Consider the following 14,744-nt stretch of genomic DNA (forward strand, 5'->3'; position numbering starts at 1 on the left):
GACGTGACCTCACACTACGCGGCGATGGCGATCCTGTTGTTCACCGGTGTGGTGATTCGAAAGCAGGCGTCCGGGCTGTCCTTCGCCCGCTTTGCTCTGCGCTGGTTGGCTGACAGCCGCCGGCTGATACTCGCCTTGGCGCGGCTCGAATGGCGGGTGCACTGCTCGATCCTTGGGAAGTTCGCATGGATGAGATCGCCCGTTTATGGCGATGATCAGGTGTTTGGCTTCACTAAGGCCGTGGACTATCACGGGGCATTCGTTCTGATGATCCTCCTGGCGCTGCTGGAGGTACCCATTGCTCACCTGCTGGTGCACTGCTTTATCGAGGATGACAGGCGCTTGTTGCTACATGTCGTCCTTGCGTATCTAACCCTCTACGGAGTGATTTGGATTGTCTCGGATCGGCGCGCTGTCGGACGTTCTTCCCATCGACTATCAAGCAGGAGACTGCGGGTGCAGATGGGGTGGAGGTCCAGCATGGACATTCGCGTAGAGGATATCCGTGGTGTATCGCTGCTGCAGTCGAATCTGCGGGCATGGGCGAGATCAAGGATGCTCGATCGCCGCGACCTGGCGGTGGTCTCTCCGTTGGACGCACCCAACATCATGCTGGAGTTGGAGAGTCGGGATACTTACCTGAGTTTGCTATCCTTCAAGCCGATTCCTCGCTATCTGGCCCTGTTCGTTGACGAGCCGCAGCAGCTGAAATCCGCGGTAGAGAACGCAATGAGCGCGATGCAACGCCAGTAGCAGTTCGCTCCAGGATTGGAGACGGAGAGTTGCGATGAGACGCTTGAGCGTCAGTGCAGGGACTCACTCCCCCCCGCACCTGCAACGCCACATACTCCGCCAGCCCCCGGCAGGCCAGCATCAGCCCTTCGCGCGTGCCTTCGCCGAGATCGTCCTTCTCTTCGCCGTCCACGCGCACACGCTCGGCGGCGTGGTACAGCTCCAGCAGCGACACCAGGCCCACCGCGGCGCGGTCCCGGCGTGCGGCGGCCACGGCTTGGCCGGGTGTGCTTGCGGGCCCTGTCTACGGTTGTCCGTCGGCGGCATCACCGGCGCGGATGCGCTGCAGGCAGCCGGGAAGATTGATCGGCGCGGGTGCCTCGTTCGCAGCGGCAAAAGCAGCTTCCAACGGCTGCGCCAGTTCGGGCGGCAGGCGCAGAGCGGCCTCGCCCAGGGTGGCGGTCAGGTACGGGTGATGGGTCTTGGACATGCGGGCATCCTCGTGCGGAACAGAGGCGCCACCGGCATGGGGTGGCGGGCGATGCGTGGCTTCCAAGACCGGAATCAACGAAACGGCGGGCACGAGGCCCCCACGCACCGCCCGCCGTCGATCGGCGAACGGATTGCCAGCCGGCGCCGCCCCCGAAAGGACGACGCCGGCTGGCAAGCGTATACATCGTTGACTACACGGGCTTGGAAGTCCCGGCCACCTTTGCAGGTGGCGATTCATCATGCGCACGCGAAATCACTGCCTGCCAGTCGTTTGTTTCGATGGCATCGAGTGATCTGAAAGGAAAAATGAACTATCGCGTTTGGCCTGTTTCGAGCAGTGCAATGCCAGAAGCGACATACTGCGCAGCGCTAGAACTCGCTGCTCAACAGCCCATCGCAGCACAGCCAACTGCGCGTAAGGCGAAACGATGTGTAAAGCCAACTTAACCGCCCGTGCGGTTCACCCACCTGATCAGTGTAAGCGGCCAACGGCATCGGTGCTGCGCGTCGGCATAACTTGGCCCCGGCGTTGCGATGGCACTAAGCTGGCTGCCTGTGCCAACCCCATGGAAGCCCCCATGTCTCACCTCCTGGCCAAGGCGGCCGAACAACAGGATCTCGACCGCATTGACGCACTGCTGGATGCCGGCGCGGACATCGAATGGCGGCACAAAGGCACCGGACGCACGCCGTTGTTGTCGGCGGTGATCGCCGGAAAGGCCGACGCGGTGGCGCGGCTGCTGGACCGCGGTGCAAACATCCAGCACGCCTGCGCTGCAATGGGCTACACCGCGTTGGGTTGGGCTGCCAATGCAGGCGATACCAAAGTTGGACACATGCTGATCGCACGCGGTGCATTGCTGGATGTCGCTTCGCCGGAATCGAGGTACACGCCGCTGATGTTGGCGTCTTCCGGTGGGCATTTGGCGATGGTCGAGCTGTTGCTGGACAGCGGAGCCGCCGTCGCACCGTTGAATTTCGAGGGACGAAATGCACTCGCGATTGCCGATGCCCGCAAGCACGAAGACGTGGTGGCTCGTTTGAAAGTGGCGGGGGCGCAGTTGCCGCCGGTGTTAGTGGAGCTGGCGGCACTTGAGTGGCCTGAGCCAGATGCCGCAGGTGAACCCGCGTCAGTGGTGCGCGGCTACTTGTTGGCCTATCACGAATGGGAAACGCGTGGCTACAAGGATTCCCGGTCAGGCGGCAACCTTCTGCGCAGCGCAGGCTTCCAACAGGAGAAAGCGGACATCCTGATGGCTTGGTGCACTGACCGCAAACGTGTGTACGCGACCGGCGTTTCGGTTGGGAACCCCCGGCGGTACGTGCCGGGGGATCTACTGGTGGCAGTTGCAAAGCCCACGGCTTCGAAGGCGGAAGTACTGGTCTGCGATGACCCTCAGAAGGCGCGATCCCTGCGTTACGAGCATTTGTTCGTACTCAAACGTGTGGGCGGACAATGGCGTATCGACGTGTTGAAAAAGCGCCCGTTCCGAGTTGAAAAATGGTCTTCGGCGATTCTCTAACCGCGACTCGCAGAGCCGTCAGTCATCCGTAACAGCACCCACGCCTGCATCAGGGCCACCGCGCCGGTGAACGTTAGGTCAAACTACGGTGCAGTCAGCTTAAGACAGTAAGGACTGCCCCTATCCGATTACTGCTGGTTTACCGGGTCATTGCCCTTCTTGTAGGTGTACCCGGTGACTTCCCAGCCGCCGCCATGGCCGGAGGAGGGTTCCACCCAGGTGAACTCCCATGTCTGCAGGGAGCCATCGGGAAGCAGGTTTTCCACCCGGTAGATCTCACCGGGAATGCCCTGCTCCGGCAGCTTTCCGGGAATCGATCCGTCCGAGCTTGCAGACGCGCCCCCTACGGAGAACGCCCGCCGTTCCACCTGCACGTTGCCGTAGCCCTGCGGGGCGAACGTCGGCTTTACACGCTGCGCCACCCAGTCGAGCACCTGGCGTGCGCCTTGCGTGTGCATTGCAAACGCATCGGAGGTCACCGTATGCGTGATGCGTTGGGAAGACGCACGGGCATCTGCCGCAACCAGTCCGCCCAGGGCAATCGCCAATACCGCACATCCAGTGAGTGCATGTTTCATGCGCGTCGTTCTCCTTTGTTGGGGAATTGAAGAGGCACCGTTGGGGTGCCGGCGCAGCGTGGAGACAATGGCTGCCGTGGATAAGAGGCGATACCGACCTGGCTGTGAGGTCGGTCAAGAAAGATCGGATTCCTTACGGGCCAGCGCTGGGATGTCTGACCGGGAACGCCAGCGTGGCCCCGGTGTTCTGGATCACCGCCTGCTGCACCGCCGCGAGTGGTGTCACACAGCTCTGGCTAGACTGTGCTTCTTTTTCCCCACCGCAGGAGGCACCCATGGCCCATCCCATTTCCGTATCCCTGATTGGCGTTCCCACCGATGTGGGTGCGGGCCATCGCGGTGCACGGCTGGGGCCGGAAGCACTGCGCGTGGCTGGCCTGCCGGAGGCGCTGGAGGCGCGCGGCGTGGACGTGCGCGACCTGGGCAACCTGGATGGCCCGCGCAACCCATGGACCGCGCCGGTCGAAGGCTACCGCCACCTGGATGAAGTGGTGGCGTGGAACCACGCACTGATGGAGGCCAGCTACGCCGAACTGCAGGCCGGGCGCATGCCGATCATGCTCGGCGGCGACCATTGCCTGGGCATCGGTTCGATCACCGCCGTCGCGCGCTGGTGCCGCGAGCAGGGCAAGACCCTGCGGGTGCTGTGGCTGGATGCGCATTCGGATTTCAACACCAGCGATGTGACCCCGTCGGGCAACATCCACGGCATGCCGGTGGCCTGCCTGTGCGGCCTCGGCCCGGACGCGCTGACCCGCCTGGGCGGCACGTCGCCGGCGATCACCCCGGCGCAGATGCACCAGATCGGCATCCGTTCGGTGGACCCGGAAGAGAAGCGCCTGATCAAGACCCACAAGGTGGATGTCTACGACATGCGCTACATCGACGAGAACGGCATGAAGCGCGCGGTGGAAGCGGCGCTGGCCGGCATCGACGAGAACACCCACCTGCATGTCAGCTTCGATGTGGACTTCCTCGACCCGAGCATCGCGCCGGGCGTGGGCACCACGGTGCCGGGCGGGGTGAACTACCGCGAGGCGCAGCTGGTGATGGAGATGATTGCCGACACCGGGCGCATGGGGTCGCTGGACATCGTCGAGCTCAACCCCTTGCTGGACAAGCAGAATGCCACCGCCGAACTGGCCGTGGACCTGGTGGAAAGCCTGTTCGGCAAGTCCACGCTGATGCGCGACTGAGCGCCGGGCCTGAACGGATCGTCGATCCGTTCACACCCGCTCCACGCCCCTGCCGCCAGATTGCACTTCACGCGGCGGCAGTGGGCATTGGTGCCCTCCCGCCGAGCGAAAGAATCCCATCCGCGAATGAAGCGGTATAGCGGCGAACCCAAGGAGAAGCCCATGAAGCGCGTAGTTGCCCTGATGCTGTTGTCGATGTTCTCGGTGGCCCTGCTGGCCGGTTGCAACACCGTTGCCGGTGCTGGCAAGGACGTGCAGAAGGCCGGTGAAAAGGTTGAGGACGCCGCCAAGGGCAAGTGAGCCCGGCGCGGATTGGAAAGCGAAAAGGCCGGGAATCTTCCCGGCCTTTTTTGTGCGCGCTGTTCGCCGCATGGCTGTCGAAGTGGAGTGAACCATTCAAGCAGGTGAGCATGTATTTCATTGCCGGTTGACCGGTATTCAACGGGCGCCACGCCAAGCTGGAGCCACGGTAAGAACGCCGTTGCAACCAAGGACTCCCAGCAATGAACAAAGACATCATTTCCGGCAAGTGGTCGCAGCTGAAGGGCAAGGCCCAGGCCAAGTGGGGCGATCTGACCAACGACGACTTCGATGTGGCCGAAGGCAATGCCGAATACCTGGCCGGCCGCCTGCAGGAACGTTATGGCTGGGCCAAGGACCGCGCCGAGAAGGAAGTACGTGAGTTCCAGGACGCGGTGAGCAAGGACTACCCGGATTACAAGTAAGCGCTTCGGTTTCCCCCACGACACGACGCCCGCACCGTGAGGTTGCGGGCGTCGTGCTGTCTGGACGGGGCGATCAGCGCGCCGGCGGGTCCGGCACGTAGCGGTTGGGGAACGCCTGCGGTTCACGCGGCAGGCGCGAGGGCGAATCCACCAGGATGCCGCGCGCACGCAGGTTGCGGGCGCTGTCGTAGCGTAGCTGCAATACCTGTGCGGGGCTGCGGCTGGCGCGTTCGAAGTCGGTGTCGCGCACCGAGGACTGCTCGCGCGCGCCATGGCCGGTACCCAGCGCCGGCGCCTGCGACTTGCTGGCGTAGCCCTCGATGCGGCTGGCGCTGGCGTTGGCACTGGCATCGGCCGCAGCTTCGGCCGATGCCGGGGCGGGCAGGCCACGGCGCAGGATCGGCTCCGGACGCCAGCGGCGCGCTTCCTCGAACACGGCCACGCCCACCACGCCGATGTTGTCCGGGCGGCCGGTGCGGCTGGCATAGCTGCCGCTGGGGCTGCTGAACACGAACTGCGCCACTTCGTCCTGGCTCTTGCGCCAGCCGGTGATGTCGGCGCGCTGGCCGGGATTGAGCACATAGCCGGTCTGCGAGGGATCGGCATCTTCGCCGGAGATGGCGTTGACGCCGTCTACCGACAGCACCACCAGCACCCGGCGTGGGCTGTCGTTGTACAGGCGCACGGCATAGCGGTGGCCGCGCTCGCCGGCCACCCAGCGCTGGCCTTCGGCCGGGTAGCTGCGCAGTTCGGTACTGCGGTCGCGGTCGACCAGGGCCATGCGCACGGGGCCGCCCTCGTACACCGGCGGCGGCACGGGAGCCGGGCGGAAGCCGGCCAGGGGCAGGATCAGCAGCAGGGGCAGCAGGCGTTTCATCGGGCGTCTCCAGCGGGGTTGCGTGAATGAACGCGCCGCAGGCCCTGACGGGGTTGGTGGCGTGCAAGGTAAACTGGCCCCGTTCATCGAAGGTTACCCCACGCAGTCATGACGACCCGAGTCCTTACCGGCATCACCCCCTCCGGCACGCCCCACCTGGGCAACTACGTTGGCGCCATCCGTCCGGCCATCGCGGCCAGCCGTGCGCCGGGGATCGAGAGCTTCTTCTTCCTGGCCGACCTGCACAGCCTGATCAAGTCGCAGGACCCGCAGCGCACCCAGCGCGCGACCCTGGAGATCGCGGCCAGCTGGCTGGCCTGCGGCCTGGACCCGGAACACGTGTGGTTCTACCGCCAGAGCGACATCCGCGAGACCACCGAGCTGATGTGGTTCCTGACCGCCATCGCCAGCAAGGGCATCCTCAACCGTGCGCACGCCTACAAGGCGGCGGTGGACAAGAACCGCGAGGAAGGCGTGGACGAGGACGCAGGCGTCAGCGCCGGCCTGTTCATGTACCCGGTGCTGATGGCCGCCGACATCCTGATCTTCAAGGCCAACCAGGTACCGGTGGGCCGTGACCAGATCCAGCACATCGAGATGGCGCGCGATTTCGCCCAGCGCTTCAACCACGTGTACGGCAAGGAGTACTTCCCGCTGCCGGACGTGGTGATCGACGAGCAGGTGGCGACGCTGGCGGGCCTGGATGGCCGCAAGATGAGCAAGAGCTACCACAACACCATTCCGCTGTTCGTGCCGCGCGAGGAGCTGAAGAAGCTGGTGTTCTCGATCCTGACCGATTCGCGCGCACCGGGCGAGCCGAAGGACACCGAAGGCTCGGCGCTTTTCCAGATGTACCAGGCGTTCGCCACGCCGGAACAGACCGCGGAATTCGCCAAGGCGTTCGCCGCCGGCATCAGCTGGGGCGATGCCAAGCAGCAGTTGTTCGAGCGCATCGACAGCGAGCTGTCGCCGCTGCGCGAGCGCTACAACGCGCTGATGGCCGAGCCGGAGAAGATCGAAGCGCTGCTCAAGCGCCGTGGCCAGCAGCTGCGCGAGCAGCTGGCGGCACCGCTGTTGGACGAGCTGCGCCATGCGGTGGGCCTGCGCGACCTGTCCACTGCGGGCGACATCGCCAGCGAGGACGCCGGCGTGGCCCGCGTGGCACCGCCGCTGTTCAAGCAGTACCGTGAAAAGGATGGCCGCTTCTACTTCAAGCTGACCGCCGGTGACGGCACGCTGCTGATCCAGAGCGAAGGCTTCGATTCGCCGCGCGATGCGGGCCAGCTGATCGCGGTGATCAAGCAGGCCGAGCAGGGCGACCAGCTGCAGAGCGAGCTGTTCAAGCTGGACGCCGAGGTGGACGCCGTGCTGGCCGCCCTGGCCGTGCTGCGCGAAGTGTAAGGGGTAGTGCCGGCCGCTGGCCGGCAACTGCATGGAAAACGCCGGCCAGCGGCCGGCACTACCACGGCACTTGCATAGGGAATGCCGGCCAGCGGCCGGCACTACCCGCCAACGAAGGTCATGGCATGATGTCCGCGCGCCTCCGGCGCGATGACATGGAGTCTGCGATGGCCTGGTTGTCGCTGCTGCTGTTTCTGCCCTGGTTCCTGCTGCTGGGCAGCCTGTACTGGCTGTTCCCGCGCCAGCCGCGCACCGCGCGGCGGCGCCTGTTCGATGGCACCACCCTGGTATTGGCGTTCGCGCTGAGCATCGTGTCGATGCTGTGGGGCTACCGCATCGGTGTGGTGCAGCCTGGCGCCGGCCCGATCTGGCCGCAGGTGCTGGCGGTGCTGTACGCCTACGGCGCGTTCCTGGCGGTGCTGGTGCTGGCGTTGCTGCTGCGGCCGCGGTTCGCATTGCGCTACGGCTGATCGGTAGTGCCGGCCGCTGGCCGGCACATGCATTCTCCCGGCTATCCCGGCGTTGCCGGCCCGCGGCCGGCACTACCCGACCAAAGCCGCATCGAACCCGGGCCGCCTGCGCGCCTACCATGGGGGTCCGTTCCCGATCCTGCCAGGTGCGTGCCGATGACCGCCGACCCCAGCATCCACACCATCGATACCGGCTTCCAGCGCCCGGATTTCGACGCGGCCTACCTGATCGTTGAAAACGGCCGTGCCGCGTTCGTCGACTGCGGCACCGGCCTGTCGGTGCCGGCCATGCTGCAGGCGCTGGCGGATGCCGGCCTGGGCGTGGAGGCGGTGGACTGGCTGCTGCTCACCCACGTGCATCTGGATCATGCGGGCGGTGCAGGGCTGCTGATGCAGCAGTTGCCGAATGCGAAGGCGGTGCTGCACCCGCGCGGTGCGCCGCACATGATCGACCCGACACGGCTGATTGCCGGTGCGACGGCGGTGTATGGCGCCGAAGAGATCACGCGCAGCTATGGCCGCATCGAACCGATTCCCGAACAGCGCGTGGTGGTGGCCGAAGACGGCCACCGCATCGATCTGGCTGGTCGCGAGCTGGTGCTGCTACACACGCCGGGCCATGCGCTGCACCACTACTGCGTGTGGGATGCGCGCAGCCGCAGCTGGTTCACCGGCGATACGTTCGGTATCTCCTACCGCGAGCTGGACAGCGCGCAGGGCGCTTTCATCTTCCCGACCTCATCACCGGTGCAGTTCGATCCGGAGGCGATGAAGGCCTCGATCCGGCGCATGCTCGATTACGCGCCGCAGGCGATGTACCTGACCCACTATGGGCGCGTGCAGCAGGTGGAAAAACTGGCCGGAGACCTGTTCGAGCAGATCGATGCGATGGCCGCCATCGGCCGCCAGTGCGATGGCCGTCCGGACCGCCACCGTTGTCTGTTGGCCGCACTGCAGGCGCTGTACCTGGAACGTGCACAGCTGCATGGCTGTGCGCTGGACGAGGCGGCAGTGACCGCCGTGCTGGCGATGGACATCGAGCTCAACGCACAGGGCCTGGCCTGTTGGCTGGACCGCATCAGCAGGTAGATCCACGCCATGCGCGGATGACGCAGGCCCAGGCCGCGCCGTGATGTCACGACCACGTTACACTCTGGTGACTTCCAAGCTAGCCGTGGTACTGCCGTGAATCCGATGCGCGTGTTGCTGCTGTCGTCCTGCCTGTTCGTCGGTGGCCTGGCCCATGCGGCCAACGACCTGCCGGGTGGTGGCATCGATCCGCAGGCACTGTCGCGCCATGTGCGCGTGCTGGCGTCGGATGAATTCGAGGGCCGCGCGCCGGCCACCGAGGGCGAAGAGCGCACGGTGCAGTATCTGATCGAGCAGTTCCGCAGCTATGGCCTGCAGCCGGGCGGCGTGGACGGCAGCTGGGTGCAGCCGGTGCCGCTGGTGCGCGCGCAGCTGGACGGCGCGGCCAAGGCCAGCCTGTCGCTGAAGCAGGGCAAGCGTGCGCTGGCCAATGGCGTGGACGTGACCCTGCAGAGCCTGCAGCCGCGCAAGCGCGTGCAGATCAAGGACGCGCCGCTGGTGTTCGTCGGCTACGGCATCGACGCGCCGGAACGCCACTGGAACGACTACAAGGACGTGGACCTGCACGGCAAGATCGCCGTGGTACTGATCAATGATGCCGATTTCGAAGCCGATGCACCGGGCGCGTTCGACGGCAAGGCGGTGACCTACTACGGCCGCTGGACCTACAAGTTCGAGGAAGCCGCACGCCGTGGCGCCGAAGGCGTGCTGATCGTGCACGAGACCGCGCCGGCCGCCTATGGCTGGGCCACGGTGAAGAGCTCGGGCACCTCGCCGCTGTTCGACATCGAGCGCGGCCAGGCCGAGGCGATGGCCCAGCACACCCCGCTGCGTGGCTGGATGCAGCGCGAGCTGGCCGAGGCGATCTTCGCCGACGCCGGCCTCGACTTCGATGCGGAGAAGCGCAAGGCGATGCGCGCCGACTTCCGCCCGGTGGCGCTGGACAACGCCAAGCTGAGCGTGGATTTCGCGCTGAAGCGCGAGCAGGTGGTGACCCGCAACGTGGTGGCCAAGCTGCCCGGTGGCGAGCATGGCGACGAGGCGGTGATCTTCTCCGCGCACTGGGACGCCTTCGGCATCGGCCAGCCCGACGCCAAGGGTGACCGCATCCGCCGTGGTGCGATCGACAATGCCACCGGCGTGGCCACGGTGCTGGAACTGGGCCGCGTATTCGCTGCCGGCCCGCAACCGCAGCGCACGCTGTACTTCGTGGCGCTGACCGCCGAAGAGAAGGGCCTGCTGGGTGCCAGCTACTACGCCGCGCACCCGCTGGCGCCGTTGGACAAGACCGCCGCGGTGCTGAACATCGAGATGTTCAGCCCGGATGGCCCGACCCGCGACATCGCCTCGTGGGGCAAGGGCCGGGTGTCGCTGGAAGGCGACCTGGAACGCGTGGCCAAGGCCCGCGGCCGCAGCTACAGCCCGGACCCGAACCTGGAAGCCGGCTTCTTCTACCGCGCCGATCATTTCGCCTTCGCCCGCCTGGGCGTGCCGGCGATCACCATCGGCCCGGGCCTGGACAAGCTGGACGGTGGGGTTGAAGCCGGCCGCGCGCTGCGCGAGAAGTACTTCGCCGACTGCTACCACCAGGCCTGCGATGCGTGGACGCCGAGCTGGGACCCGAGTGGCCACGCCGCCGACACCCTGCTGGTCTACGACCTGGGCGCCGAGCTGGCCAACAGCCGCCGTTGGCCGACGTGGGAAAAGGAATCGGAGTTCCGCGGCGCGCGCGACAAGAGCGAAGCGGCCCGTCGTTGAGGTAGTGCCGGCCGCTGGCCGGCAACGCCCTGCTCTTTCCGAAGGTTCATGAAGTTGCCGGCCAGCGGCCGGCACTACCGTCGCTGGCGCAGCAGCTTCCACGCGCCCCAGCCACTGGCGGCGAGCGCTGCCAGATAGCACGCCACCATCGTGCGTAGTCCAACTGGCGGCCCTGCATTGATACCGCGATGCAGGCGCAGTTGCAGCGAGCTGTGGCCGCTGCCCAGGTCCACCGCCAGTTGAAGCACCAGCGCGACGCAGAACACCAGCAAGGCAACCCCGAACCCGATGCGCGGCCACGCGGCCTGCGCGCTGGGGCGGCGCAGCAGCCAGGCCAGTGCCGTGGCTGCGGCCAGCGTCGCCGCGATCCACATCAATGGCGTGGCGGGGGACGCTGCGGCCACCGGCATTGCACCGGTGGCCGCGATCATGGCGACGCGCTTACTTGCGGGTGCCGTCGAGCCAGTTCGGGCCCTTGTTGGTGAGGAAGAACACATAGACCACCAACGATACCGCGATCGTCGCGGTCACGTAGATGGCGAACCAGTCGACGTGGCCGGTCTTCAGCGCGCCCTGGTACAGCAGCGGGGCGGTGCCGCCGAACAGCGAGTTGGCCAGCGCATAGCCCAGGCCCACGCCCAGTGCACGCACGTGGGTGGGGAACAGTTCGGCCTTCACCACCGCGTTGATGGAGGTGTAGCCGGTGAGGATGACGAACGCCATGGCCAGGGTCAGGAAGGCCAGGGTGGCGTCATGCTGGTGCGGCAGCTGGGTGATCAGGTACCAGCTGTACAGCACGCCGCCGACGCCGAAGAACACCAGCAGGGTCTTGCGGCCGATGATGTCCGACAGCCAGCCGCCGACCGGCTGCAGCACCATCAGGAACGCCAGCACGCCCAGGTTGATCAGGGTGCCGGTCATCGGGTCGTTGCCGGCGAAGGCGCTCTGGATCATCTTCGGGCCGTTCACCGAGTAGGTGTAGAAGGCCACGGTGCCACCGGCGGTGATCAGGAAGCACAGCAGCAGCGGCCGCCACTGGTGCACGAACAGTTCGTACATCGAGCCGGACTTCTGTGCCTTGCCTTCGCGCGCGGCCTCGATGGACGACTCCGACAGCGATTCATCCATGCCCCGGCGCAGCCAGAACACCACCACCGCGGCGATGCCGCCGATGCCGAAGGCGATGCGCCAGCCCCACTCGGAGATTTCCGGCTTGCCCCAGAAGGTCAGCATCAGCAGCAGGGTCAGCTGGGCCAGCACGTGGCCGCCAACCAGGGTGACGTAGTGGAAGGACGACAGGAAGCCGCGGCGGCCGGGAATGGCGGCCTCGGACATGTAGGTGGCGCTGGCGCCGTACTCGCCACCGGTGGCGAAGCCCTGCAGCAGGCGTGCGAACAGCAGGATGACCGCGGCCCAGATGCCGATGCTGGCGGCGGTGGGGGTGATGGCGATCAGGAACGAGCACAGCGCCATCAGCGTGACCGAGACGGTCAGTGCCAGGCGGCGGCCATGGCGGTCGGCGAAGCGGCCGAAGAACCAGGCGCCGATCGGGCGCATCAGGAAGGTCGCCGCGAAGATCGCCCACACGTACATCGTGGAGTTCTTGTCGTCGGGCGAGAAGAACTGCGATTCGAAGTACACGGCGAACACCGAGTACACATAGACGTCGTACCACTCCACCAGGTTGCCGGCGGAGCCTTTGAGGGTATTGGAGATCGACCGCCGCAGGGCGGCGCGGTCGTTCGCGGGGACAGCAGGTTGGGACGTGGTGCTCATCTGGGTGGGAATCCTCGATGCGGCGCGTCCGTGCGCAGGGAAAACGGCGCCCGGCCTTGGGGCGGCGCGGCCGGGCAGCCCTCTTGGTACTGCATCGACCGTCAACACGGGGTAGCAGACCAGAGCAGGGTGCATGGATGGATGACAGCGTGCCACCGTATGGGGTCCCGGACCATACTCAAAACGTCCTAGAATCCGCCTTCCCCCGGCTCCCTGGTGTGTCATGTCGGCTCCCCCCTCTTCGTCTGCGGCTGCCCCCCGGGGTGGCCTTGTCGCGCTGGCACTGCTGCTGGTCTACGTGGTCTGGGGCTCGACCTACCTGGGCATCGCCAAGGCCCTGCACGGCGGCGCACTGCCGCTGACGATGGTCTCCGGCAGCCGCTTCATCATTGCCGGCGGCCTGATGTTCCTTGCGCTGCGCCTGTTCTGGAAGCTGCCGAACCCAACCCTGCGGCAATGGCGCAACCTGGTCATCATGGGTGTGACCATGCTGGTGCTGGGCAACGGCATGGTGGTGCTGGCCGAGCGCGAGGTGTCCTCGGGCCTGGCCGCCACGGCGGTGGCCTCGGTGCCGCTGTGGATGGCGCTGTTTTCGGCGCTGCGCGGCCAGCATGCCAGCCGCGGTGAGTGGCTGGGCATCGCCATCGGCTTCCTCGGCGTGGTCTGGCTCAATGCCGGCAGCAGCCTGACCGCCTCGCCGACGGGGCTGGTGCTGCTGCTGATCGCGCCGATCGGCTGGGCCTTCGGTTCGGTGTGGGCACGCGGGCTGGACCTGCCGGGCCCGTTCATGACCGCGGCCGGGCAGATGGTCTGCGGCGGCGTGCTGCTGGTGCTGATCGGCCTGGCGGTGGGCGAGCGCCCGACCACGCTGCCCGATACCGGTGGCCTGCTGGCGATGGCCTACCTGTGCGTGTTCGGCTCCATCGTCGCGTTCACTGCCTACGTGTGGTTGCTGCAGAACGTGCGCCCGGCGCTCGCGGGCAGCTACGCATATGTCAATCCGGTGATCGCGGTGCTGCTCGGCGCGCTGCTCAACGGTGAACGCTTCGGCTGGCGCGACCTGCTGGCGATGGCGGTGATTCTTCTGGGTGTGGTGGTACTGACGATGGCAAGGACGCGAAAGAAATGAGCATGGACGAGAAAGAACAACGCCGGGGCCTGCTGGTCACCGCGTCCACCTTCGTGATCTGGGGCCTGGTGCCGGTGTACTGGCACCTGCTCAACGAGGTGCCTTCGTTCCAGATCATCGCCCACCGCATCATCTGGAGCACCGTGCTGGTGCTGGGCTGGCTGCTGATCAGCTCGCGCCTGGGCTGGTGGCAGAAGATCGCCGCGCAGCCGCGCGCGCTGCCGATCCTGCTGGTGTCGAGCCTGACCATCGCCTTCAACTGGGGCCTGTACATCTGGGCGGTCAACGCCGGCCATGTCATCGAGACCAGCCTGGGCTACTTCATCAACCCGCTGGTGAACGTGCTGCTGGGCGTGCTGGTGCTGAAGGAACGCCTGCGCCGGCTGCAGTGGGTGGCGGTGGCGATGGCGGCGGTGGGCGTGGCCTGGCTGACCATCGATGCCGGCACACCGCCGTGGATCGCGCTGGGCCTGGCCTGTTCGTTCGGCCTGTATGGCCTGCTGCGCAAGCTGGTTTCGGTCGACCCCGTGGCCGGCCTGGGCGTGGAGAGCATGTACCTGTTCCTGCCGGCACTGGCCTTCGCGATCTGGGCCGAGAACGGCCATGGCGGTGCGTTCTTCCATGGCTGGGGCTGGCGCAACGACCTGCTGCTGATCTTCGGCGGCGCAGTGACCGCAGTGCCGCTGATCGGCTTCGCCTACGGCGTGAAGCGCATTCCGCTGTCGCTGGTCGGCATCCTGCAGTACATCGCGCCGAGCCTGCAGCTGCTGCTGGGTGTGTTCTTCTTCCATGAAGCGTTCGACACCGCCAAGGCGATCGGCTTTGCCGCGATCTGGGCCGGCCTGGTGCTGTTTGTCGGCGACAACATCCGCACGATGCGCGCCGCGAGGCGCTGACAGGGGCGGGGTCGCATGGAACGGGGTCAGGGCCCTTCGCGGGGCGAAGGGATCCGACTCCGCTTCCCGAAAAAAGAACGGCGCCCCGAGGGGCGCCGTTCT

General features: G+C 66.3%; 15 protein-coding genes and 1 pseudogene. 11 read left to right on the forward strand and 5 right to left on the reverse strand.

The features are described from left to right. Positions 1-3: 3 nt before the first annotated feature. A complete protein-coding gene (locus tag AB1281_RS21455) occupies positions 4-753 on the forward strand; it encodes a hypothetical protein (RefSeq protein ID WP_430346939.1) in 750 nt (249 codons plus the stop codon). A gap of 73 nt (positions 754-826) precedes the next feature. On the opposite strand, the pseudogene AB1281_RS21460 reads toward AB1281_RS21455, so the two are convergent. Then, positions 827-1,222: pseudogene (locus AB1281_RS21460) on the reverse strand (hypothetical protein); the annotation flags it as partial. A 580-nt stretch (positions 1,223-1,802) separates the two neighbouring features. Between AB1281_RS21460 and AB1281_RS21465 the strand changes: the two are divergent. Further along, the gene (locus AB1281_RS21465; protein WP_430346940.1) at positions 1,803-2,747 is read left to right on the forward strand and encodes an ankyrin repeat domain-containing protein; all 945 of its coding nucleotides are present in this window, start codon (positions 1,803-1,805) and stop codon (positions 2,745-2,747) included. 128 nt (positions 2,748-2,875) lie between these two features. On the opposite strand, the gene AB1281_RS21470 is transcribed toward AB1281_RS21465, so the two are convergent. Next, complete coding sequence (locus tag AB1281_RS21470; protein WP_430346941.1) at positions 2,876-3,295, reverse strand: hypothetical protein; 420 nt, start codon at positions 3,293-3,295, stop codon at positions 2,876-2,878. Positions 3,296-3,600: 305 nt separating this feature from the next. Between AB1281_RS21470 and rocF the strand changes: the two genes are divergently transcribed. The 3 genes from rocF to AB1281_RS21485 all read left to right on the forward strand — a co-directional run bounded on the left by rocF (position 3,601) and on the right by AB1281_RS21485 (position 5,246). Next, a complete protein-coding gene (gene rocF / locus AB1281_RS21475; protein WP_004153767.1) occupies positions 3,601-4,521 on the forward strand; it encodes an arginase in 921 nt (306 codons plus the stop codon). Positions 4,522-4,683: 162 nt separating this feature from the next. Then, entirely contained in the window at positions 4,684-4,821 is a 138-nt protein-coding gene (locus AB1281_RS21480; RefSeq protein WP_014035659.1) for an entericidin A/B family lipoprotein, read from the forward strand. Positions 4,822-5,024: 203 nt separating this feature from the next. Then, positions 5,025-5,246: a CsbD family protein gene (locus AB1281_RS21485; protein ID WP_004153772.1), complete on the forward strand. Its 222-nt coding sequence runs from the start codon at positions 5,025-5,027 to the stop codon at positions 5,244-5,246. 73 nt (positions 5,247-5,319) lie between these two features. Here the strand turns inward: AB1281_RS21485 and AB1281_RS21490 are convergent, their stop codons facing one another. Further along, positions 5,320-6,123: a hypothetical protein gene (locus AB1281_RS21490; RefSeq protein ID WP_430346942.1), complete on the reverse strand. Its 804-nt coding sequence runs from the start codon at positions 6,121-6,123 to the stop codon at positions 5,320-5,322. A gap of 108 nt (positions 6,124-6,231) precedes the next feature. Between AB1281_RS21490 and AB1281_RS21495 the strand changes: the two genes are divergently transcribed. From AB1281_RS21495 to AB1281_RS21510, 4 genes are all read left to right on the forward strand, one after another. After that, positions 6,232-7,524: a tryptophan--tRNA ligase gene (locus tag AB1281_RS21495; RefSeq protein WP_430346943.1), complete on the forward strand. Its 1,293-nt coding sequence runs from the start codon at positions 6,232-6,234 to the stop codon at positions 7,522-7,524. 167 nt (positions 7,525-7,691) lie between these two features. Then, complete coding sequence (locus AB1281_RS21500) at positions 7,692-7,994, forward strand: hypothetical protein (RefSeq protein ID WP_430347023.1); 303 nt, start codon at positions 7,692-7,694, stop codon at positions 7,992-7,994. Between the two features lie 156 nt (positions 7,995-8,150). Next, the gene (locus tag AB1281_RS21505; protein ID WP_430346944.1) at positions 8,151-9,083 is read left to right on the forward strand and encodes an MBL fold metallo-hydrolase; all 933 of its coding nucleotides are present in this window, start codon (positions 8,151-8,153) and stop codon (positions 9,081-9,083) included. Positions 9,084-9,188: 105 nt separating this feature from the next. Further along, positions 9,189-10,841, forward strand: a complete 1,653-nt coding sequence (locus AB1281_RS21510; RefSeq protein ID WP_135967516.1) for a M28 family metallopeptidase — start codon at positions 9,189-9,191, stop codon at positions 10,839-10,841. A gap of 74 nt (positions 10,842-10,915) precedes the next feature. Here AB1281_RS21510 and AB1281_RS21515 read toward each other — a convergent pair whose 3' ends face one another. Both AB1281_RS21515 and AB1281_RS21520 read right to left on the reverse strand, forming a co-directional pair. Beyond that, the gene (locus AB1281_RS21515; protein WP_430346945.1) at positions 10,916-11,272 is read right to left on the reverse strand and encodes a hypothetical protein; all 357 of its coding nucleotides are present in this window, start codon (positions 11,270-11,272) and stop codon (positions 10,916-10,918) included. 10 nt (positions 11,273-11,282) lie between these two features. Then, positions 11,283-12,617, reverse strand: coding sequence for an MFS transporter (locus AB1281_RS21520; protein ID WP_010486964.1), 1,335 nt, complete (start codon positions 12,615-12,617; stop codon positions 11,283-11,285). A gap of 223 nt (positions 12,618-12,840) precedes the next feature. On the opposite strand from AB1281_RS21520, the gene yedA reads away from it, so the two are divergent. Then, positions 12,841-13,746: a drug/metabolite exporter YedA gene (gene yedA / locus AB1281_RS21525; RefSeq protein WP_014035666.1), complete on the forward strand. Its 906-nt coding sequence runs from the start codon at positions 12,841-12,843 to the stop codon at positions 13,744-13,746. Beyond that, positions 13,743-14,642: an EamA family transporter RarD gene (gene rarD, locus AB1281_RS21530; protein WP_014035667.1), complete on the forward strand. Its 900-nt coding sequence runs from the start codon at positions 13,743-13,745 to the stop codon at positions 14,640-14,642. The genes yedA and rarD overlap by 4 nt, the downstream gene beginning before the upstream one ends. Positions 14,643-14,744: the final 102 nt, after the last annotated feature.

Source organism: Stenotrophomonas sp. NRRL B-14846 (genome assembly GCF_050473585.1).
Lineage (GTDB): Bacteria > Pseudomonadota > Gammaproteobacteria > Xanthomonadales > Xanthomonadaceae > Stenotrophomonas.

Coding starts and splice junctions, on each gene's coding strand:
- rarD (WP_014035667.1), top strand. CDS start 13,743: ATGAGCATGGACGAGAAAGAACAACGCCGGGGCCTGCTGGTCACCGCG.
- AB1281_RS21490 (WP_430346942.1), bottom strand. CDS start 6,123: ATGAAACGCCTGCTGCCCCTGCTGCTGATCCTGCCCCTGGCCGGCTTC.
- yedA (WP_014035666.1), top strand. CDS start 12,841: ATGTCGGCTCCCCCCTCTTCGTCTGCGGCTGCCCCCCGGGGTGGCCTT.
- AB1281_RS21500 (WP_430347023.1), top strand. CDS start 7,692: ATGGCCTGGTTGTCGCTGCTGCTGTTTCTGCCCTGGTTCCTGCTGCTG.
- AB1281_RS21480 (WP_014035659.1), top strand. CDS start 4,684: ATGAAGCGCGTAGTTGCCCTGATGCTGTTGTCGATGTTCTCGGTGGCC.
- AB1281_RS21510 (WP_135967516.1), top strand. CDS start 9,189: ATGCGCGTGTTGCTGCTGTCGTCCTGCCTGTTCGTCGGTGGCCTGGCC.
- AB1281_RS21515 (WP_430346945.1), bottom strand. CDS start 11,272: ATGATCGCGGCCACCGGTGCAATGCCGGTGGCCGCAGCGTCCCCCGCC.
- AB1281_RS21465 (WP_430346940.1), top strand. CDS start 1,803: ATGTCTCACCTCCTGGCCAAGGCGGCCGAACAACAGGATCTCGACCGC.
- AB1281_RS21495 (WP_430346943.1), top strand. CDS start 6,232: ATGACGACCCGAGTCCTTACCGGCATCACCCCCTCCGGCACGCCCCAC.
- AB1281_RS21505 (WP_430346944.1), top strand. CDS start 8,151: ATGACCGCCGACCCCAGCATCCACACCATCGATACCGGCTTCCAGCGC.
- rocF (WP_004153767.1), top strand. CDS start 3,601: ATGGCCCATCCCATTTCCGTATCCCTGATTGGCGTTCCCACCGATGTG.
- AB1281_RS21520 (WP_010486964.1), bottom strand. CDS start 12,617: ATGAGCACCACGTCCCAACCTGCTGTCCCCGCGAACGACCGCGCCGCC.
- AB1281_RS21485 (WP_004153772.1), top strand. CDS start 5,025: ATGAACAAAGACATCATTTCCGGCAAGTGGTCGCAGCTGAAGGGCAAG.